The organism is Candidatus Limimorpha sp., from assembly GCF_056203535.1.
The window spans coordinates 19,912-41,377 of the sequence record NZ_JBADWU010000024.1; the positions used below are offsets into that span (position 1 = coordinate 19,912).

Consider the following 21,466-nt stretch of genomic DNA (forward strand, 5'->3'; position numbering starts at 1 on the left):
GGCAATTGAGGGTGAAGAAATCATCGAGTTTCAGTTCCGAGGTGAGAAAGCCGATTTGCGCACACATTTTTCAGGTTCGGCGACCACCGAATAACCGTTGATGAAAGCGTTGCCGCTGTCGGGAGCGATGAGGGTGGCCAACATGCGCAAAGTGGTAGTCTTGCCAGCACCATTAGGTCCCAGAAGGCCGAAAACGACACATCGTTGACGGCAACGGTCTTCGTGCGTGTCGTACCTTCTGTTTTCTGTTGTTTGCGTGAGAGTTCAAAGGTCTTGCAGAGATGCTCCACGCGAAGTATTTCTTCCATAAATTTAGAATTTTGTGAAACGATGGGGTAAATGCAAGAATAATTGTTTTTGAATGAAATGGAATGCAAGGTTGCAAGCAAGAAATGTTGCGATACTAGGCTAAAACTATATGATTTTTTCAAGTTTTAGCCCAGTATCGAAGCACTTAAACAAACATATCTTCAAGATTTACAACATTTTGAACAAAATAAAAACACGAATTTTTCTTCAATCCTTTTGTAGTAATCATTGTGACTTGCACACCCTTTTGCGTTTGCGTTTCACACTGAAAAGCACCCACCCTGTTGGCAATCCTTTCGCTTTCCTGTTTCGTCAGCACATATTCGTTCTGCGAATATTTCACTTCGCAAATGTCAATCATGTCATCGGCGCGGTCGAGAATCAAGTCGATTTGCGCACCTTCTTCCGCCTCACGGCTTCTCCACGAATAGTATTCCACATGTATCTTGTCGAGATGCAAGGCATTCAGCAACTGCGGAATATGTGCCATGCAGACTTTCTCGTAAGTCAGGCCGAACCAAGTGTTCTGAATCGGACGGCCCATGGTATGGCTCCAATACGACTGGTCGGTCTTGTTCCGCTTCACGAAAGCGTGATAGAACAGCGTGTAAAAGTCCATCAGCTGGTAAATGCCGCCATTCGATTTGACGCGCTTTTCGGTGACATTATACCGCCTCACGAAATCGCAATTCACCAAATCCTCCAGCATATCCGACAAATGGCCGTTATTTTTAACCTTCAGTTTTTCAGCGATTTCGCTTCGCGTCAAGCCTTTTTTACTTTCGGAAAGCAGTTCCACGACTTCCATATAACGGTCGGGATTCCTATACAGCGACTTGTAAAGCCTATGGTATTCCCTGCGCAATTCAGCATCGGGCGAGAAAAACAACTTGTCGACATTTTCGGCAAAACCCAAATTTGCGTTCAGCAGACTCAGATAATACGGCACGCCGCCAAACATCATGTAGCACTGCAAAACCATCATTCTGTTCCAACGGAACTTTCTGGATTTCAGATATATTTCGGTCTCTTTCAGCGTAAAGGGATGCAAGTGCAGTTCGTGAGTGATGCGGTTGTGCAAGCCGCCGTGATTATCAATGATATTCCTCACCATCCACGAAGTTGCCGAACCGCAAACTATCAGGAAGAAATTGTCCTGCCGCGACGCCCAGCTGTTCCAGAAATAATCGAAAGCATGGACAAACCCCGATTTCGGCGTGTCGAAGCAAGGCAGTTCGTCGATGAAAACCACGCAACGGCCTTTTTTGCGGCGTTTTTCGAGCAAAGTCCTCAAGGCTGCAAAAGCATCCATCCACGATTTCGGCTGCTTGCCATCGTAGCCGTAAAACGCTAAAGATGTGCAGAATGCCTTCAGTTCCTCTTTCTTGTCGCCGCCAATGACGCCTGTGGTATCAAACGCAAACTTGTCATCGAAATAGGATGTCACCAGAAAAGTCTTCCCCACCCTACGGCGGCCATACAATGCGACAAATTCAGCCTGCCCCGAAGCCATGTACTCCGAAAGGCTGTTGATTTCATCCGTTCTGCCAACGATTTTCTTCATTTTCCATTCATTTAACCCCAGCAAAAATAGAAATAAAATGCGAGATACTGGGCTAAAACTGCATTTTTTTTCAAGTTTTAGCCCAGTATCGAAACACTTGATTTTATATTACTTATTATAAATCAATATTTTACACAAAATCAAACACAAGAAAAAGACATCACAAAAACGATGTCAAATAAACGGGAACGAGAAGCGTTTGTCCGTCTTGCTTCAAATCCTTTGTGTAAATCAAATAGCGCTTGTCAACTATATGGGAAAACTTCTCACAAAATGCATCAAGCGATGCGTGGCTGTTGTATCCCGACGACTTCACTTCGACAGGTTGCAGCTTCGCGCCACGCGAAAGAAGGAAATCTATCTCATAATTGTGCGTGGCATCTTTGGCCCATGTGTAATAGAACAGTTTGTTGCCTGATGCAGCCAGCATCTGGGCAACGACATTCTCATACACATAACCGAGGTTGGTGCTGAGTTTGTCGTTCAACAACTTCTGGTAAATGACATTTTCCGTTATGTCTTTATCCCAGAAAGCAAGCGTCACAAACAGGCCGGTATCAGCACAGAATATTTTGAATTTGGAAATATCCTTAGTCAGCGACATGCCGACATTGGGGTCGTTGGAATGGTAGGAGAAAAGCACCGTCTTGCTATCTTCAAGATTCCGCATCAGTTCCAGCAGTTTTTCCTCATTCACATCGCCGAGTATGGCGTATGGCTTGAAACGGTTATTTGTCTGGCTCAACTGCGACGGTATCTCCTTGAAAAGCGTTTCCATACGCCCGGCCGGATCGAGTTTCTGAAAATCGTCCAAATAAATTTGTATAATGCCACGCTTAGCCCTATCCACCATGCTGAAATTGTTTGTTTCCAAATAAGCATTGACGGCTTGCGGCATTCCCCCGACCAGCATATACAACCTGAAGTCGCGCATTTTGTCGCGATGCGCCTTGTCGAGCGGCAGGCTTTTTTCGTAAAACATGCGAAGCAATGGCATGGTGGCTTCATCACCCAAAGCCCAGCGGAATTCCTCGTAATCCATAGGGTATAGCGTGACCCGCTCTTCTTCGCTTGGCAAGGTTATCTGGCTTGTGTTCTTCTTGATGCTGATAAGCGACCCTGTCTCGATATAGTCATAACGTCCGTCCTTGACGAGGTATTTTATGGCTTGCCGTGCCAATGGGCAATTCTGCACTTCGTCAAAAATGATGGCCGACTTACGTTCCTTCAGGACCACATTATACAAGGATTGAAGCTGAAGAAATATGAAATCTTTGTTCATCAAATCATTGAACAATGACTTCACTTCATTCGAAGCCTCGTTAAAGTCGATAAGGATATACGATTCATACTCGTTTTTGGCAAACTGTTCGACAAGCGTCGATTTTCCTACACGCCGCGCACCTTCGACCAAGATAGCCGTCTTGCCGTTTTGCACTCGTTTCCATTCGAGAAGACGATCATACAACTTACGTTTAAATATCCGTTCCATTACAAAAATGCACTTGATTTTCGGTGCAAAAGTAATGCGTTTATTTCAATTACCAAAATGTTTTTATGCAAAAAGTCCAAAAATACGGAAATGTTTTAGCGCAAAAAGTCCAAAAATACCGAAATGTTTTAGCGCAAAAAGTCCAAAAATACGGAAATGTTTGTGTTTTTCATTTTTAAAAAAACGTTTTTGCTTTACTTGCAAATGTTTCCATAACAGCCAAAAATTTCCCCAATCAGTTTAGTTTCACCCTATTGATAATTCCAATTTGCCTTTCTTTGTCGAAATGCACGCTGTAGGCGTAGCCGCCGTTTATCTTGAAGACATCGGGATAAATGGAGTTGCTGGCTTTCTGGATTCCGCCGAGGCTGCCCGTTTCGGGATTGTAAAGCCCTACATAACTGATTCCGTTTTGGATAAACAAGCCGTATTTCTTTCCCAAAGCTTCATCTTCAAGGAACTGATTCTCGAAAAACTCCTTGCCCGACAAAACCTTCAGCTCTCGGGCTGGACGAGGTTCGAAATCCTTTCCGACCTCAACAATCTGATATTTCTCCAAATCAATAAACTGCATATTATGAGCGAATTTCAAGGCCGTAGTGTGATATTCTGCCGCAGCTACATTTTCATACCAACCTATCCATTTCATCAAATCCAGCTTTGGTTCAGCCAATTGCGTAAGGCTTCCCTTCCAAGTTCCTAACACAAACACATTCTCATTTTCCGGCACAACCTGATTATAAATTGAAATAATCTCCGAAAGCACCGACTGGCACACCTTCATTGCCTCAGCATCGTAAAACTGAACCAGCATTTTCTTTTCGTGCAAAGTGTCGTTTTTCATCACGCAGAAATAGGTCTGGCTCTGATTATGATCTTTGTGGACGAGCCAATCAAGCTGATAAGTCTGGCTTTTGAAAATGTAGGCATCGTGAAATTCAAAGAGCAGGTTTTGCAGTTTCTCATCAAACGATTTTCGAGAGAAATGACTCACTGGCAACGGATTACTGACATCATCAAAATAAATCTGCTGACAAAAATTCTCACCCACCAAAATATAATCGCCGAAACAATCGATGTGAATTTTGGTGTAAAGGCTGTCGAATTGCGCCTGCGAAACCGTTTCGCCATCAGCATTCAGAACCATCAAATCCGACTTGTCTTTTCGATTTTCCAAGACCAGAATCCAGTCATCGGCGAAAGCAACGTCGGCAATCCTTCGCCCGCGCTCGGTGCGGTAGAAATCGCGGTTTGCCACAACGCCCGCTTCGGGCAGGTCGTATTCCTTTTCGCGCATTCGGAAACTCACGCGCAACGAATCCTGCTGCAACTGCCTCGGAATCAGGCTCACCACCGTATCGCAATAGCCGATGCTGGAATAGAGCAAGTCAACGGGTTTGTCCTTGGCGAAAAGCAGAAGCGAATAATTGCCTCGGGCATCGGTAGAAGTGCCATATTGCGTGTTCAGCACCGAGATGTTCACATTCTCAAGGCCGAGATTGCCATAGATTTTCATAGGAGTTTGGGCAAAGGCCGCAAACGGGAGGAAGAATAGGAATAAAAAGTAGAATCTTTTCATATTCAATTAGTTTCAATCAATTCATTTTCACTTCATAAAGGCACTTGCGGCGGTTCGTTCCAGTAGGATAAAGGAAATACACTTTCCCATCGTGAACCCTGATTTTTTCGGCAAAAGGATAACCGCTCAAATTGAAGGCTTCTGTGGCCGTTCCATGCTCTAAATCAATACGTTTCAGAATCGTCGCGCCATCTTTGACAAACAGGGCATAAAACTCCTTGCGTGCCTCATCAACCAAGACTTTTTCCTTCCAACTGCGGTCGGGATTCAGCTTTCCATTCCAGTTTTTCAGCAAATGGCAAGTCAGCGGATATTCGGCGACAAATCTGCCTGCATGGTCGTAGACAAAGGTTTTATGTTCCGTAAACGAAAGCAGATACAATTGATTATCAACACAAAAGACAGGATTATAGATTGGACGCGTAAACAGCGAAATGCCATGCAAACTTCTCAATCCGCCCGTGCGCAAAATCAGTTCAATGTCATCGCTCGCCTCTTCATCAATGACGAAACGCAACATGTCGAGACTATCGCCCTTTAAATCATGGCAATAAAGTCCCATTTGCTTGTTATAGAAAAAGAATCGACCCGTAATCAAAAGAGTATCGGAAGCGGCCAAAATCGAGGCATATTCATTCCTTAACTTATTCACCGTCATACGGTTTATCAGTTCCATATTCGATTTCGGCTTTCCTGAACCGAAACAATGAATCTGATAAGCACGGTCGTTGTCGCCGTAAATCATCATGTAATTCCTTTTGTCGCGGTACAGATGCTTCATGCTGGAAGAAAGTTTCATTTCGTGCAGGGTGTCGAAATCGTAGGACAAATGCAGTAGGCTGCAATTCAATTTGCGCCAGGCAATCAGGTAAATGCCATCGCTATTGAACTCGAAATCGACGACAGACTGGACAGGATTGTCAAAAACGACATGAGGCGCATTGGCCACAATATCGACCGATGGCAACTCATTGGAGCGGTAATTCATCGTGATATTCAACGCCTTATCGGAAAAATCACTTTGTTTCAAGATGCGTTTTACGGGTTCAAACGAAAGGTGGACAAATTTCACCGTGTCGCCAGCCTTGGCCGAGCGAATCAAGAAAGCACCCGACTCGTCAGTAATCGACATCAGCAGAGAATCGTGGCAGTAAACGCCGACGTTTTCAATCGGTTTCTTATCCTGATTCAGGCAAACGCCATGAATGAAATTTTGTGACTGTGCATAAGCCGAAGCTAAAAGAAAAACAGCCAAAAGAGACAAAGATTTGAGCATGATAGTTTGTTTTTATGAATTACATCTTGCAAATTTATCGCTTATTTAAACCTTGTCAACATTTTATGGCAGAAAATTTTATAAGCAATTATAAGTGTTTTGTTGCAACAATTTGAATGGCAATGATTTATAAAATTTATAAGTAATTATAAGTAAATCCTTGTAAATAATTGGGAAACAGTATTTTATGGAATATAATTTAAAAACCGCAGATTTCGCGGATTACGCGGATTTTAAGAATGCGCAAGCACATTGAATTCCACAGATGGCTGGTGCATGAAAAAAATTTACTCATAATTTACTCGGAAAATTTACTCCGCATTTACTTTCTCACGCCTTGGCGGAACATGATTTCTTTCTCCCGCAGATGCCGCTGACTTCCGCAGAGGCTTTTTCGAACCACAGATTACACAAATCACACTGATTTTCAACAAACTACAGATTTTACAGATTACACAGAAATTATTAATGCGCCTTGCGCATAAATTAACACAGATGGACTGACGATAAATTGATAAAAAGATACGCGCGATACGTGGAAACAAGAAAAACCGCTGATTACGCAGATTTTCAACAAACTACAGATTTTACAGATTACACAGAAATTATTAATGCGCCTTGCGCATAAATTAACACAGATGGACTGACGATAAATTGATAAAAAGATACGCGCGATACGTGGAGACAAGAAAAACCGCTGATTACGCAGATTTTCAACAAACTACAGATTTTACAGATTACATGGAAATTATTAATGCGCCTTGCGCATAAATTAACACAGATGGACTGACGATAAATTGATAAAAAGATACGCGCGATACGTGGAGACAAGAAAAACCGCTGATTACGCTGATTTTCAACAAACTACAAATTCTACAGATTACACAGAAATTATCAATGCGCCCTTCGACAAGCTCAGGGAGCAATCAAACCTTATTCGGCGAAAAGTCTGTCAATGATTTCCTTATAGCGTTCAGCTATCACCTTACGGCGAATTTTCAGGCTTGGTGTCAATTCACCCGAATCAACTGTCCATTCGTGGTCGAGCAGTTTGAAGCGCCTGATTTGTTCAAAATCACCGAAAAACTTATTATACCCATCCACTTCTTCGCGGAAACGCTTAATTACAGTCTTGTTTTCGGTCATTTCCGAATCGGTCGTATAAACGATGTTGTTTTCCCTGCACCAATGCCTGAGCTGTTCGAAATTCGGGACAATCAATGCACCAGCAAATTTCTGGTTTTCACCGACAACCATCATGTTGCCAATCCAATTCGATTCGGCAAACTTGTTTTCAATCAAGGCCGGGGAAATGAATTTTCCCATCGAATCCTTAAAGATTTCCTTGATTCTGCCCGTGATTTTCAACATGCCGTCTTCATCGAATTCGCCCCTGTCGCCCGTATGGAAAAAGCCGTTTTTGTCGATAGCCAAGCGCGTCTGTTCCGGGTCTTTGTAATAGCCTTTCATCACGGTTGAGCCTTTCACTAAAATCTCGCCGTTTTCCTCGTCAATCCTCACATCGAGATCACCGCATGGCACACCGACCACACCATCCTTTATGACGCCCGTCACCAAACTATTGGTACACATCACCGGCGATGTTTCCGTCAGGCCATAGCCTTCAACGACAGGCAACCTCATAGCGCCGAAGACCCGCACCAAACGCGGTTGCATGGCCGCACCGCCCGAAATGATAAGTTTCATTTTCCCGCCGAAAGCATTCCTTACTTCCTTGAAAACCAATCGGTCGGCTATTGCGAGTTTCAGCAGGTAAAACCAATTGTTGTTGCGTTTCGACACATCGTAACGGCCAGCCAAATCAAAAGCCCAGAAAAAGACTTTTTTCTTGAAGCCTTTCAGTTTCGCACCTTTGTGCATCAAGCCGGAATAAACCTTTTCGATGACGCGCGGCACCGTCGAAAAATGCTCAGGTTTCACATCCTGAATGTCGCGCATAATGGTACCGACGTTTTCGACATAATAAATCGGTGAGCCAAGATAAACATGACCGTAAAGCACCGAGCGTTCATAAATATGCGACAATGGCAGATAACTGACCGTAGTATGCGTATAATCAATGGGATAGTGAGGACAATAGAACTGAATATCCGTTAAAATGTTGCGATGCGAAAGCATGACACCCTTAGGATGGCCGGTAGTTCCCGAAGTGTAGATAATGGTAGCGACATCATCGGTCAGAACGCTGGCTTCCAATTCTTTAAGCCTGTCTTTCAGGTTTGTGTTTTCCTTACCTGAAGCAACCAACTCATCCAATGATTTCAGTCCTTCAACAGGATGAATCGAATAAACCAGCTCCAGACTCGGCAGTTTTTCTAACAAATCCTTGATTTTCAAATAGATTTTCGATCCTTCAATGAAGATAGCCTTTACTTCGGCATGATTGAGGATATAGTCATAATCGTTATGGCTGATGGTGGCGTAAATCGGAACCGTAATGGCGCCAAGTTGCTGAATGGCAAAGTCAATCATGTTCCATTGCGGACTGTTGTTGGCCACTATCGCCACCCTGTCGCCTTTCTGAACACCAACATGGAGCAACCCCAAACTTATGGCATCGGTCAAGGCACAGAATGTCTTGCCATCATATTTCACCCATTCGCCATGCTCCTTACCGGCATACATGCAGTCGCGCCAGCTGTATTTTTCAAGATAACGAGGCAACAAATCAAATATTCTCGGCGGCAAATCCGTCAGAATATCAACTGGTTTTCCTTTGAAGTTTCTTGTAGCCATCGTTTCGAAAATAACGGGCAAAATTAGTGTTTTTCTTTGTCGAAAAATACGTCCTCAACAATTAAATCTTATCCTGATAAGGGAAACGATACTAATTAATCAGAATCATTTGTTTATCAAGCTGTTAAACACTACTGATTTTCCATTTCAATAAACTTATCGTCATCATCCATGTATAGATAGACATACATCTTGCGGTAAGGGTCGTAACGCAGGAACAGCGCCGGCTCGCCAGCACGTTTCTTCAGCTCATCGGAAATATAATGGTTCATAAAGCTATCGTAGGTGTAACCTGCATAAAGTTTTCCCAAATAGGCTGCATAATTGTAGACATCTTCAATTTTCAGTGTATCAATTGAATAAGTGTAATTCAACGCTTGGAGCGAGCCTTCGTCTGCTTTGGAGCTGAAGCCATCCAAAAGGCTGTGTTCGCCATACTGGACTGGCAGCCAGTCGCCATTGTTCAGTTCAAACCATGAGGCAACATTCACTGCATTCAGGTTGTGCTTGTAAAAGTTTTCATGGCTATTGTAGAACATCACATCCTCATACTCAATGATTTTCTCTGTAATCTCGACCCTCGAAAGCGTCACCAACCAATGCAAGGAATCGACTGGTACATCATCCGAGTTTTCAGGAATGTAGACATTCAGATTGTAATCGCGCAAACGCTCGGCGTAGGCATTATACATGATGTCGAGAAACTCATCCTGACTGAAGCCGTCCAAAACCGTAGAATAGCGGTTTAAAGCGATATTCAGTTGACTTGTAACACTCGCAGATTCAGGAAAATAAACAGCAACTTGCGCTCCTTTGCTCTGTTCGACAAACGAATTGGCATAACGTTTTTCAATCGTGCAACTTGAGAGGAAAAGCGTTGCCGCAAACATTATATATAATAAGGTGTGTTTCATTTTTTGAATATTCAAAACAAATTCAATTCCATCTGTTCGCCATCGCCCGACTTGCGGTCATCGTCAAGGGTGTCGTTGATTTCCAAAGGCACATCTGCCGGATTGACAACCGGTGCTTCCGTTTCCTGGGTTTCCGGCTCATCGCCTTCATCATTGCTTTCAGGTTCATCGTCAGGCGTTTCGGGTTCAATCGGTTCCAACCACGAGAAGCTTTCTATCTCTCGCGTCGACAAGCGTTTGCCTTTCGCCTTATAGCTCTTTATGCCGATAAACTCTTCCACGTTGATTTCATCGTCGGGGAAACTGTTGCCGGCCTCGCTCACCTTGTAACTGAGCAGCAGACGCGGAATGATGTCGGTTGACATATCGAGATATTTGGCGTTTTCATTCTCGCCGATAAACGAAATGCGCTGGTTGAGTTTGGTCTCGTTTTCGATGCAGAAACGCTTGAGATACATCTTCTGCGTTTCGCCTTCAATGTAAACGACGGAGAAGATTTCTTCGGGGTCGAACTTGCGGATGTCAATCAGGTCGTCGTCGAAATGCGTGCTGAGGTCGAAGCCGCAGAGCTTGAAATCGCCGTTGGCGCAAATCTGCAAAATGCGGTCGTCGCCCTCGAAGGCGCCAATGTATTTGCCGCGCTTGTCGGCATTGAGGCGGCGCACCGTGTCATCATACCAAATGTCGCGTGCCGTCAAGGTCGAGACACCGTCTTCGCGCTTCGAAATCTCCTTGATGCCGTATTTGGTGAGCTGATTGCCACGGCTTCCCCTACCCTTCACGGCCAAGTCAGCGAAGCTATAATCTGTGACTTTGGTTTTCTGATTCATCAGCTTAATGACCACCTTGATGACTTCCGCCTCGCCATTCGGATTGGCCGAGAAATACATCACCTTTGAGTTCGGTTTGCCTTGGGTGAGGTCGTATTCCTTATCGCGTGTGACCCCCGTCACCGAGAAACGTTTCACGAAATACGGACCGCTCTTGCCGTCACGATACACCGCGTTGTAGGTCATTCGGTCATCGTTTTTGCGGAACACGCCGACATGAATCAGTTTTTGACCCACAAACAACTTGGGCTGCAATTTCGTAACAAGGTAAGTGCCGTTTTCGCGGAACACGATAATATCGTCAATATCAGAGCAATCGCTGACAAATTCGTATTTTTCCTTCTCTTTTTCGCGCTTTAGGCCATCGCCCGTGCAAACGAAACCATCTTCCTTGTTGACGTAGAGTTTTTCGTTGTTGGCAGCCACGGCAGCAGCCGAAATATTGTCGAAATTGCGGATTTCTGTCTTGCGTTCGCGTCCCTTGCCATATTTCTCCTTGATGTGCAGGAGATAATCGATGGTATAGTCAACAATATGGTCGAGGTTGTATTTGGCTTCCTCCATGCGGCCCTCGATGTCGGACAACTGCTCGTCGGCTTTCTTGAGGTCGAACTTCGAAATCTTTCGGACCGGCTTTTCGCAGAGTTTCTCCACATCGTCGCGCGTCACATCGCGTTTCAGCAGCTTGCGGTATGGGTCGAAACGACGTTCAATGCCAGTGAGTTGGTCGTCCCAAGTTTCGTAATCTTTCTTTTCCAACTCCTTATAGATGCCTTTCTCGAAGAAAATTTTCTCAAGCGAAATCCAGTGCCAGCTGTCTTCCAATTCGCCTATCAGAATGCAAAGTTCCAAACTCAGCAGTTCCATGGTGCGGTCGGTGCTGAGGCGCAGGATTTCCGACACGCCCAAAAATGCTGGATGGTCGTTGACGATGACGCAGGCATTGGGCGAAACTGAAACCTCGCAATCGGTGAAGGCATACAGCGCGTCGATGGTCTGGTCGGGCGAAACGCCAGGATTGAGATATATGACGATTTCGCAGTTTTCAGCCGTATTGTCGTCGATTTTCTTAATCTTGATTTTGCCCTTGTCATTACCTTTCACAATGCTGTCAATCACGCTGCCTGTCGTCGTTCCGTATGGAATTTCGTTGATTACCAGCGTTTTCTTATCCAATTGCGAAATTCGGGCACGTATTCTGACGCGACCGCCACGTAGACCGTCGTTATAGTTGGTGACATCCATCAGGCCGCCCGTCGGGAAATCGGGATAAAGAACGAAAGGCTCATCCTTGAGGTAGGCAATGGATGCATCAATCAGTTCATTGAAATTGTGCGGCAAAAATTTGGAAGCCAAGCCCACGGCAATGCCTTCGGTGCCTTGCGCCAAAAGCAGCGGGAACTTGACAGGAAGCGAGACAGGCTCGGCATTGCGGTTATCGTAGGAGCGCGTCCAATCGGTAGTCTTATGATTGAAAACCACCTCTTTGGCAAACTTCGAAAGGCGGGCTTCGATATAACGCGGAGCGGCGGCATCGTCGCCCGTAAGGATATTGCCGAAGTTACCCTGCATGTCGATAAGCAGGTCTTTCTGAGCGAGTTGCACCAAAGCATCGCCAATGGAAGCATCGCCGTGAGGGTGGTATTTCATGGTGTTACCCACAATGTTGGCCACCTTGTTGAAACGTCCATCGTCCAATTCGTCCATCGAATGGAGGATGCGGCGCTGCACGGGCTTCAAGCCATCCTCGATGGCCGGCACGGCACGCTCAAGGATGACATACGAGGCATAATCAAGAAACCAGTTCTCGAACATTCCCTTGATGGGAACCACACGAAACTCTTTTTCCTGACTGTCAGCATCCTGAACGGCACCTTCACCGCCATTTTCCAATTCTTCGTTATCTTCCATATCCATATAAAAACTTCTGTTTTTGCCGAAAATACGGTTTAAAGATGCAAAGATAGGAAATTTTGCCGATAACTTTACATTTTGAATAATGCTACAGATAGCAAAAACGCAAAAAAATCGAGTTATCGCCGAGTATTTTCAGTTTTCACATGGCGATAACTCGAATTTTGCATTTTTCGCATCTTGAAATTTCTATAACCCTTCACATTCGGCATTCAATTATGCCTATTTTTCCGCCTTTCCATCCTCTTCAGAACAACAATGCTCACCTCATAAAGCAAGTAGAGTGGAATTGTGACTAAAATTAAGGTCATCAAATCGGGTGGAGTGATGATGGCTGCGACAACCATAATGACAATCAGCGCATATTGTCGGTAATTTGCCAGCATTTCTGAAGTCACGATTTCCAGTTTTCCTAAAAAGAAAGCGATGACCGGCAGCTGAAACACCAAGCCCATGACTAAAGTCAAGGTGGTGAATGTGCTGATGTAGGATTTTAAGGTAATATTGCTCTCAACCATTCCCGACACGCTGTAAGTGCCTAAAAATCTGAAAGAAATGGGAAACAACACAAAATACGACATCAATACGCCGACGACGAACAACACATAAATGACAACAGCAACCTGCACAGAATATTTCTTCTCGTTTTCGTACAAGGCCGGTGTAACGAAACGGAACAGCTCAATTAAAATGTAGGGCGACGCACCAAGTAGACCCAAGTATAGTGCAGTTGTGATATGCGTCATGAATTGGCTTGACAATTCCGTGGCTATCAAGTTGATATGAAACTGACTGAAAACGAAATCCGAACCAAGGCGATGCAAAAACTTTTCAATGTAACGATAAGTGACAAAGTCCCATTGGCTCGGTGCAAGCAACAGTTCAAAGGTCTTGTCCTTGAAGCAGAAAATGACAATTGTCAAGGCCATCACCACTGCGAAAATGCGGAAAAGCATCCGGCGGAGCACATCAAGGTGACCGCCGAATGTCATCATGTTCGGGTCTGTCGTCACCTTATTGTCCGTCTTTTGGCTCTTCAACTTTTTCTTCGTTTTCTTCTTGTTCCGATTGCTCTGCTTTTACAGAATTTTCCACAGGCTCGTTCATACCTTGCTTGAAGCTCTGCACTCCCTTACCCAAGCCTTTCATAAGCTCTGGCACTTTCTTTCCTCCAAAGATAAGCAAAGCTACGCCGGCAATGAGCAGCAGTTCCGTTGTACCGATAAATAACAGTGTCATGATACCAGATAAATTTCGTTGGTTTCAAAATTGATTTCCCAATTGCCGTTCTCTGCCGATTCCCATTGGTATTTCTGAGCCATCCGGTCCCACCAGCCTTGGAACTTGGTGCCTGTTTCGCCCATATCCTTTACTAATTTCTCGTAAAGTTCGGCATTGTCGGCGTTTAGGATTTTCGCCAATTCATTCAGTCCGTTTCTTCTTTCAAAGAGTTGCTGAATCTCATTTTTTTCTTCAGGAGTCACCTGACCCACTAATTTCTTCATTGTTGATTTGTTAATTGTTTATTCGTTGAATTGTTAGAATTCCTTCCTGACCTCAAACGGATCCAAGTAGCTGATTTCCTTGATGTCAATTTGTGGCATGAACTCACCAAAGTTGCGGATTTCGTTCAAAAGGTTTCGGCTGGCGTTGCGTTCAAGATGTGCCATTATACATTGTTGACGCGAAGGCGTATTGAGGTCCCAAGTCAGCTTACGGTTGAGCCACACACAACGACGACACTGGTAGGCATCACAGTTGCGGCACAAAGGCGCGTGGTCGAGTTGCAAAAGCTGGGGATTATGAATCTCCAGACCTTTTTCCAAGTCGCCGACCGAAGTGTCCGACGATGGCTGGTGATGATTCATCTGGTTGAACACCTGCATCCGCTCATCATAATAGAAGGCCGGGCAAAGGTAGAACTTCCCGTTCGGTGCCAAGGTGATGTTGCTTATACCAGCTTCGCAATTGTGCATCTTTTCCAACATCATCCTGTCGGTCAAAAGGTTGAACTGCGGCGACTGTCCCTGCTTGTAAAGTTCGAGCAGGGCTTTGCTCCATTCGTTCAGCACTTGCCTGTAGGTTTCAATCTGCTCATCGGTGAATTGCTCCACATCGGTGATGCAGAGATTGACACGCTTGCCATTGGCAAAGAGTTTGGCGATTCTGTCCTTTTGTTTCAGCATTTCGCTGAAAGTCAAGCGAAGAACCAAATTCTTTGTTTCCACTTTTTCCGGAATGGTGTCGGCCACTTCCACATCAGCTTCGTTTTCGCTTTCAATGCCCGTAACCGGTTTATGACCGATAGGGTAAATCTTTACATTGTCGATGCTTTCAATGACAGAAGCGTATTCCTCGGACAAGGCATAATTCGGGAAAACATACTGTATCATCAAATTATGCTTCATTCCAAAAAGAATGCCTTTCTTGAGGGTTTCAACCGGCATAAAGTTACGCTCTTTCAGCGGATTGCCGGCATGGCAGTACGGCACGCTGGTGTCGTCTAATAATATTACAAGGTATTGTAGCATGGCTTAGCAGATTTCGGGTTTTACTTCACGTTTGTTAGCTTCGTATTGCTCGCGCAGGTCTTCAAGTTCGAGCTTACGGTAGAGCTTGTTCCAATAGTAGTTGTTAGCACGGACTCTTGCCTTGTGCATCTTGCAAATGGCTGTGGCACGCTGGAAAACCGTGTGCGTTTCAGCCGCATCGAAGTTCTCGCCTTGGCACCATGCGCATCCGCTTGCCACTTCGCAATTGATGCATTCTGTGGTGCTTTGCGTCGTGCGGTCGAGGGTAAGGAATGGACGCAATTTGTTCTTGTCGATGCCATCGTGTATGTTACCGATGACCCAAGTCTCCTTGTCGCGAAGCGAATACTGAGCAAAGCGGGTGCAAGGATAGAAATTCCCAGCGGCATCAACAGAAAGCATCATGCCTGCGCCACACCAGTTCTGATTGTCACGCACGACATCCATAGGTTTGCCAATGTGTTCAGAGAAAAACGAACAGGCATAGTCTTGATAATAGTCGCCATCGATGATGGCATCTGCCAACTGCATCAGTTGTTCTTCAAAACGGAGGTCATCGCCTTCCTGCCATACGTCCTCGAACACCACGTTGATATTCACTTCGTGAATGCCGAGACCATAGAGATGCAGCACACTCTCGGTGATATACGGAATGTCAGCCGACGAGATGGTGACCTTGGTACCGCCACCGGGGAACTGTTCCAGCCAAAGCGGAATGTTCTTCACCACATCCTTGTACGAGCCTTTCTCGGTAATTTTATAGACTCGGTTCAAGTCGTGCTTCTTCTCCGTTCCGTCGATTGTGATGCCGATGCTGAGATGGTCGCGGTTCTTCTTGATGAAGTCCTGCACGGCTTTTTCATGATAATTGATACCATTGGTGGAGAAGGAAAAACGGTAACTGTTGAACCAGTGATGGTTGCGACGGAAGAGTTCCATCTTGATGTAATCGCAAATCTTGTCGATAAGCTCAATTTCGAGGAACGGCTCGCCGCCGATGAAATCCCACACCACCGACTCGTATGCGAAATCAGGGTCGGTCTCATGGTCAAGCACATAGTCAATGAAGGTCTTGGCCACCTCCCAAGGCATACGTTCCTTCACATTCTTGCCTACAAGATAGCAATATTTGCAGGCCAATTGGCAGTCTTTGGTGACGATGAAGGTGATGTTCTTCGCCATACCAGACTGCCAAGATTGTTGATTGTCTTTAATGATAGACATAGATATTTGAATAACAAAAGTTACTTCTCTAATTTTAAGTAATAGCAAACATGCGATAAAATGCACGTTGTATAAGTTGTAATCGTACTATACTTTTGCAGTTGCAACAATACAAACACTCCTTATTATCTTCTGTGTTTATGTTCTTTCCAAGTATAACCACAATCAATACAAATGTCATTCACATGAATAGGTCCATTATAATTGTCGGATTCTGTTTTAAACTCTGTGTTATAACTTTTTATCACTGGACAAGTGGCATTTCCATCGATTAGCACATATTTGTAATAAGTGCTAGCATAATGATTTTCATATAATGATTCGTATTCTGACACTTCACTTACAAATCGAAGTCTAGAATTATAACTCTCAACAGTTTCTGTTTTGGACACAAAAGGTTCATTACTGCATGATGATAATGAAATTGCGGATGCCACTATCACAGAACCAATAATTATCGATCTTCTCTTAAGTTTCATAATATACTAGAGCCAATAAATTACATTAGTTAGAATTTAGATTAATTAATACTTTTGATATGCATAGCCATTACAAGATCCACTACAACCACCATAGCAGTTTGCTCCACAATTGGTATAACATAGGCCCTGACATCCATAACAACCTGACACCCATTTTCCATTCATTTGTCCCTGACAGTTTTCCGCACACCAAGTTTTACAACTTTCCCTACACTGAAAATTACATCCATTGTAACATCCACTCCAGCATTTCGATGTGCAACCTTGAGATGTACAAGTTGTATTCACAACAGAATTTGCCTTGACAATTTCTGGAACATTTGACAATACAATTGCTCCAACTACAGGCAAAGCTGCCTTTGCTGTACGCTTAAAGAATTCTCTTCTTGATTGGATTTCTTCTTTTTTGTTTTCTCCGTTTTCCATTGTTAATAGTTTTTTTGCGTCCTTGGCTCAAAGGAACTGCGTTATTCAATGACAAACAGAGCGGAGCCTCCCAAACTTATCCTTATTTCTACAGGTTGGGTCTGGACTCCCATGAATTATCAAAATAATGGATACGGTAAAGCTCCACTGTTTATGCTGAGTATATATAAATACACAAACATTAAACAGTGAAAGCCGCCTCATCTCATCATTCCTTATAATTCACGCGAATTGTCCAGATTCACCTGTAAGGAACAAAGCGAAGAATGCGCTTTCTCTGGTCAAACCGATTTCTCCCAGTTCGACGCGGCAAATATAGGAATTATTTTTTATCCTTCACAGTTTGTTTTTAATTTTTGGTGAAAAAATTTATTTCCACAACCTCAGCACCATCACCTCGCACAAAAGCGCCAACAATGCCATCAGCACAAACCATTTCCAAATGGACGACTGGTGCGCCATGACATTCACAAGGTCGTTGGTGGCGAAATCAGCAGCATCCAGAACGGCAGCAACATTCAATCCTGCCTGCCTGAAGGCTTTTTCGACATCCAGTTTGCCGACAAAATCCATGCGCGACTCAATGCGGTTATCGTTCCAAGCAAGAACGCTTTTCACCGAATCGTTCTGCAACAATTCGTAAAAACCAGCCTCCGGCAAATCATCATTCAGGTAAAGGCTGATTTTGTTGGCATGAAGTTCGGAAGATGGCATCATCTCGAAGCCGTTTTCCACATTGCGCAAGGTGAAAACGCGGTCGCCTTCAAGACTCACATCATTCAATGCCAACATTTTATCTCTTCCCAAAGTGTAGGCTATGTCGCCAACCTTTCCGCCCACCAATGCCATTTTCACCATCATCGGAACAAACAGCGAATTGTCGGCCAAATCGCTCCAAACCGTATCGAGGCAAGTGGAGAACGCATAAACCTGACCTTTGTCCAAGCTCTTGCCCAACAGCAAGGCATCGCCGTTTTGCAAGGTGAGCAAGGCATCCGTTTGAGCAGTCGGTTGCAGGCGAATGTGTTTCGCTGCCTTTGGCAAATCGGCGTTTTGAGGTAAATCCAAAATCATGTCGGCAAAGAAATCGTGCTGAACGGCAAGGTTTTCCGCCGAAGTCGGATTTTCGTCCAGTTCGCCAAGGCGCAAGCTCGATTGCTCATAGAAATAGGTGTTGTTTTTCGGATTTTCCGAACACGGGAACATCACCACGCTGGCGCCATCGCCAGCACAATCCAGCAAGGTCTGCTGCAGGGTTTCGTTCAACTCAGCCGTCTCGTTCACAATGACGAACTGCGCTTTCGACAAGACATTCAAATCGATTCCCGAAGGCGACATGAGCAAGTAGTCAAACTGATCGTCATCATCGAAAAGCAAGGCGCAAGGACTTTCCTCTTCCCCAATCTCGACAACCGAAAGACTCGGTTTCACATGAAGCACAAAATAATAATCGTCGTCAAAAACAATGGGATGATCGGTCAAAGAAACCGTACATTTCCGGTCGCCATTATGCTCCACCAAAAACTGCATGGCGACATCAGCCTCGCTGTTTTTCTCCACATCCACAGTCGCCGAAGCCACCGAATGGCCATCCATCATAAAACTGACTGGCAAGCCTTTCACAGCCTTATCGCCTAGATTCGCCACCCTCACATTGATTTCGTTGGTCAAGCCGGTCTGCATGATGGGCGAACTGAGCCAAACCGAATCGATGCAGATATTCGACAGGAACTCAGGCATCATCGGGACAGCGACAATCTGCAAAGAGGAATCTGCTTCTGCTACCGAAAGGTCAAACGTATTTCTTTGGAAATCAGAATACACGAACAATGTCGACGATGAGAAACCATGCTGTTTGCGCAACATTGCGAAACGTTCAAGCACCTCGCCCATGGCCACGGGATTGCCTTCCTGACTCATACGGTCCAACTGGTCGAGCATTTCATCCTGGCTCATCGGATACTCGTTTTGAACTTCAAAGCTGTTGCTCATCAGCACATAACGGTTCGACGGATTGAGTTTCCGCACCAAATCACGCGCCGACTCACGCGCATCCTCAAACAAGGTCGTGCGTGCCGACTGCGACTTCATACTCATCGAATTGTCTAAATAAATGCCAATCAGGTTGTTTTCGGCATCGGTTTCAATTCTTTCATTAGTCTTGAAAGGAAACGCAAAAGCCAACACTAACGCCGCAATGAAAAGGCAGCGTAAGCACAAAGTGACGAAATATTTCAGTTTGCGCGTCTTGGCATTTTCCTGCTGTATGGTTTTCAGCAAAGCCGTATTGCTGAAATACACCAGCTTGTGCTTCCTGAAATTGAAAAGATGAACGGCAATCGGGATGGCCAAAGCCAACAATCCCCAAAGCATGTATGGATAGAGAAACTGCATGATATTCATTAAAACTTGCAAAGATAAGTTTTTCTCGCTGAATATAGATTTTTTTCGCCAAAACACCTTCACATTTCATCATTTTCACTTACCTTTGCCGAAAAATAGACGAAACATGGAAAACGGCAAGGAAAAGACACGGCGCTACATCAACCCACTCACCGATTTCGGCTTCAAGAAGGTATTCGGCGACGAGGAAATCATGCGTGAGTTCCTCAACGACTTGATTGAACCCGAATCACCCATTGTGCAGGTCACATTCATCGACAAGGAGATGCAGCCCGAAACGAAATACGAGCGCGGCGTAATTTATGATATGAGGTGCAGGCTAAGCTCTGGCGAAGAAATCATTGTCGAGATGCAGAACCGAGGGCAGGACTATTTCACCGACCGTATTAACTATTACCTGGCACGCGCCATCGCCACGCAAGGCGAAAGAGGCGACAGCGAATGGAAATTCAACCTGCATCCCGTCTACGGCGTGTTCTTCATGAACTTCCACCGTGACGAAAAGCATCCGAAGCAAATCAGCCATTTCGCCATTGCGGAAACCGAGACACACCAACGTTTTTCCGACAAGATGCAGTTCTGGCTCATCGAATTGCCCGATTTCAAGAAAATGAAAGAGAAAAACTGCAAAAGTTTCAAGGATTACTGGCTATATATCATTACACACATGGAAACGATGAAAACACAGATACCATTTCAGGAGCAGAAACCGATTTTCCACAAATTGGAAAACATTGCCGACATGGCAGCCCTCACGCCAGAGGAACGCGACTTCTACCAAATCAGCCTTGATTCCTTCCGAACCAACATGGCCGTGATGGAACACGAGCGGAATGAAGGTCGCGCTGAGGGAAGAGCTAAAGGTCTCGAAGAAGGTCGTGCCGAAGGAAGAGCCGAAGGAAGAGCCGAAGGATTAGCAGAGGGGGAAAAAGCAAAGGCTTTTGCTATCGCTGTCAATCTAAAACAGATGGGATTACACATAGATGCCATCATTCAAGCTACAGGACTGGATGCCAGTGAAATAGAAGCATTATTATAAAGCATACCTGCATTACCATCTTAATATAAATGCAAGAATAAAATACACTTTTTTGTGCTGTTTGATGGGATTTTTTATTTGACAATCATTAACTAAAAACGAACTCAAATAACAACACACCTTATTTAATTAAGTATTTGAGCCGACATTCAAATAAAAAACGCTACATTTGCGGCATGAAGATAATTGACAAAATCAGATACAGGGCATTGCACAAGGCTTTGGAACGTTTCACGGAGATAAAAGATCCGGTGAAACTGCCTAATATGCTGAAAGTTAACTCTGTCATCATTATTCTTGAAGAGCGTGACAAGACCACCCTGAAGAATATCGAGAACACCGTTAAAAGCCTTTTCGGTTCAAGCCGCTGTGGGTTTATCATTTTGTGCGAACAAATGTCGGACAACATGTTGCAGAGCGATTTATACACCGAAATCACGCCAAAAGATTTCGGTTTCATGAGCGTCCTGAAACCCGAAAAACACGAATACCTGAAAAAGCTACCCTCATCGAACATCATTGTCAACATGGCCACAAACCTCACTGACATAAGCGATTATCTTTGCATTTTGCCCAAGACCGATTTCCGAGTCAGTTTCAGACAAAGCGAACACATCAAGATTTACGATTTAGTGATCGAAAACACAAAAAACGCCAGCCTTGTGTCGAACATCCAGGTCCTTCACAACTACCTGACCGCATTGGCCGGCAATCCAAAATAACATT

At 44.6% G+C, this 21,466-nt stretch carries 17 protein-coding genes; 2 read left to right on the forward strand and 15 right to left on the reverse strand.

Going from position 1 to position 21,466, the window contains the following annotated elements:
* Nucleotides 1-20: 20 nt before the first annotated feature.
* The 15 genes from AC06MN_RS02715 to AC06MN_RS02785 all read right to left on the reverse strand — a co-directional run bounded on the left by AC06MN_RS02715 (nt 21) and on the right by AC06MN_RS02785 (nt 19,713).
* Nucleotides 21-308, reverse strand: coding sequence for a hypothetical protein (locus AC06MN_RS02715; RefSeq protein ID WP_475670814.1), 288 nt, complete (start codon nt 306-308; stop codon nt 21-23).
* 146 nt (nt 309-454) lie between these two features.
* Nucleotides 455-1,873: an AAA family ATPase gene (locus AC06MN_RS02720; RefSeq protein WP_475670815.1), complete on the reverse strand. Its 1,419-nt coding sequence runs from the start codon at nt 1,871-1,873 to the stop codon at nt 455-457.
* 160 nt (nt 1,874-2,033) lie between these two features.
* Entirely contained in the window at nt 2,034-3,365 is a 1,332-nt protein-coding gene (locus AC06MN_RS02725) for an ATP-binding protein (protein ID WP_475670816.1), read from the reverse strand.
* Between the two features lie 235 nt (nt 3,366-3,600).
* A complete protein-coding gene (locus AC06MN_RS02730) occupies nt 3,601-4,944 on the reverse strand; it encodes a peptidase associated/transthyretin-like domain-containing protein (protein WP_475670817.1) in 1,344 nt (447 codons plus the stop codon).
* A 16-nt stretch (nt 4,945-4,960) separates the two neighbouring features.
* Nucleotides 4,961-6,220, reverse strand: a complete 1,260-nt coding sequence (locus AC06MN_RS02735) for a peptidase associated/transthyretin-like domain-containing protein (protein WP_475670818.1) — start codon at nt 6,218-6,220, stop codon at nt 4,961-4,963.
* A gap of 933 nt (nt 6,221-7,153) precedes the next feature.
* On the reverse strand, nt 7,154-8,977 hold the full coding sequence (locus tag AC06MN_RS02740; protein WP_475670819.1) for an AMP-dependent synthetase/ligase: 1,824 nt from the start codon (nt 8,975-8,977) through the stop codon (nt 7,154-7,156).
* 131 nt (nt 8,978-9,108) lie between these two features.
* Nucleotides 9,109-9,891 carry a Mu transposase C-terminal domain-containing protein gene (locus tag AC06MN_RS02745; protein WP_475670820.1) on the reverse strand — a complete coding sequence of 261 codons (783 nt, stop codon included), beginning with the start codon at nt 9,889-9,891 and terminating at the stop codon, nt 9,109-9,111.
* An 11-nt stretch (nt 9,892-9,902) separates the two neighbouring features.
* Nucleotides 9,903-12,638 (reverse strand): DNA gyrase/topoisomerase IV subunit A, encoded by a 2,736-nt coding sequence (locus AC06MN_RS02750; RefSeq protein ID WP_475670821.1) that lies wholly within the window; start codon nt 12,636-12,638, stop codon nt 9,903-9,905.
* A 209-nt stretch (nt 12,639-12,847) separates the two neighbouring features.
* Nucleotides 12,848-13,675, reverse strand: a complete 828-nt coding sequence (gene tatC / locus AC06MN_RS02755; RefSeq protein ID WP_475670822.1) for a twin-arginine translocase subunit TatC — start codon at nt 13,673-13,675, stop codon at nt 12,848-12,850.
* Entirely contained in the window at nt 13,650-13,874 is a 225-nt protein-coding gene (locus tag AC06MN_RS02760) for a Sec-independent protein translocase subunit TatA/TatB (protein ID WP_475670823.1), read from the reverse strand. Before AC06MN_RS02760 ends, tatC begins: the two co-directional genes overlap by 26 nt.
* A complete protein-coding gene (locus AC06MN_RS02765; protein ID WP_475670824.1) occupies nt 13,871-14,140 on the reverse strand; it encodes a CXXX repeat peptide modification system protein in 270 nt (89 codons plus the stop codon). The genes AC06MN_RS02760 and AC06MN_RS02765 overlap by 4 nt, the downstream gene beginning before the upstream one ends.
* A 33-nt stretch (nt 14,141-14,173) precedes the next feature.
* A complete protein-coding gene (locus tag AC06MN_RS02770; protein WP_475670825.1) occupies nt 14,174-15,166 on the reverse strand; it encodes a CXXX repeat peptide maturase in 993 nt (330 codons plus the stop codon).
* Nucleotides 15,167-15,169: 3 nt separating this feature from the next.
* A complete protein-coding gene (locus tag AC06MN_RS02775; protein ID WP_475670826.1) occupies nt 15,170-16,390 on the reverse strand; it encodes a radical SAM peptide maturase, CXXX-repeat target family in 1,221 nt (406 codons plus the stop codon).
* Nucleotides 16,391-16,914: 524 nt separating this feature from the next.
* Nucleotides 16,915-17,298: a hypothetical protein gene (locus AC06MN_RS02780; protein WP_475670827.1), complete on the reverse strand. Its 384-nt coding sequence runs from the start codon at nt 17,296-17,298 to the stop codon at nt 16,915-16,917.
* Between the two features lie 369 nt (nt 17,299-17,667).
* Nucleotides 17,668-19,713, reverse strand: coding sequence for a vWA domain-containing protein (locus AC06MN_RS02785; protein ID WP_475670828.1), 2,046 nt, complete (start codon nt 19,711-19,713; stop codon nt 17,668-17,670).
* A gap of 94 nt (nt 19,714-19,807) precedes the next feature.
* On the opposite strand from AC06MN_RS02785, the gene AC06MN_RS02790 reads away from it, so the two are divergent.
* Both AC06MN_RS02790 and AC06MN_RS02795 read left to right on the forward strand, forming a co-directional pair.
* A complete protein-coding gene (locus AC06MN_RS02790) occupies nt 19,808-20,740 on the forward strand; it encodes an Rpn family recombination-promoting nuclease/putative transposase (RefSeq protein ID WP_475670829.1) in 933 nt (310 codons plus the stop codon).
* Nucleotides 20,741-20,916: 176 nt separating this feature from the next.
* Entirely contained in the window at nt 20,917-21,462 is a 546-nt protein-coding gene (locus AC06MN_RS02795) for a DUF6913 domain-containing protein (RefSeq protein ID WP_475670830.1), read from the forward strand.
* Nucleotides 21,463-21,466: the final 4 nt, after the last annotated feature.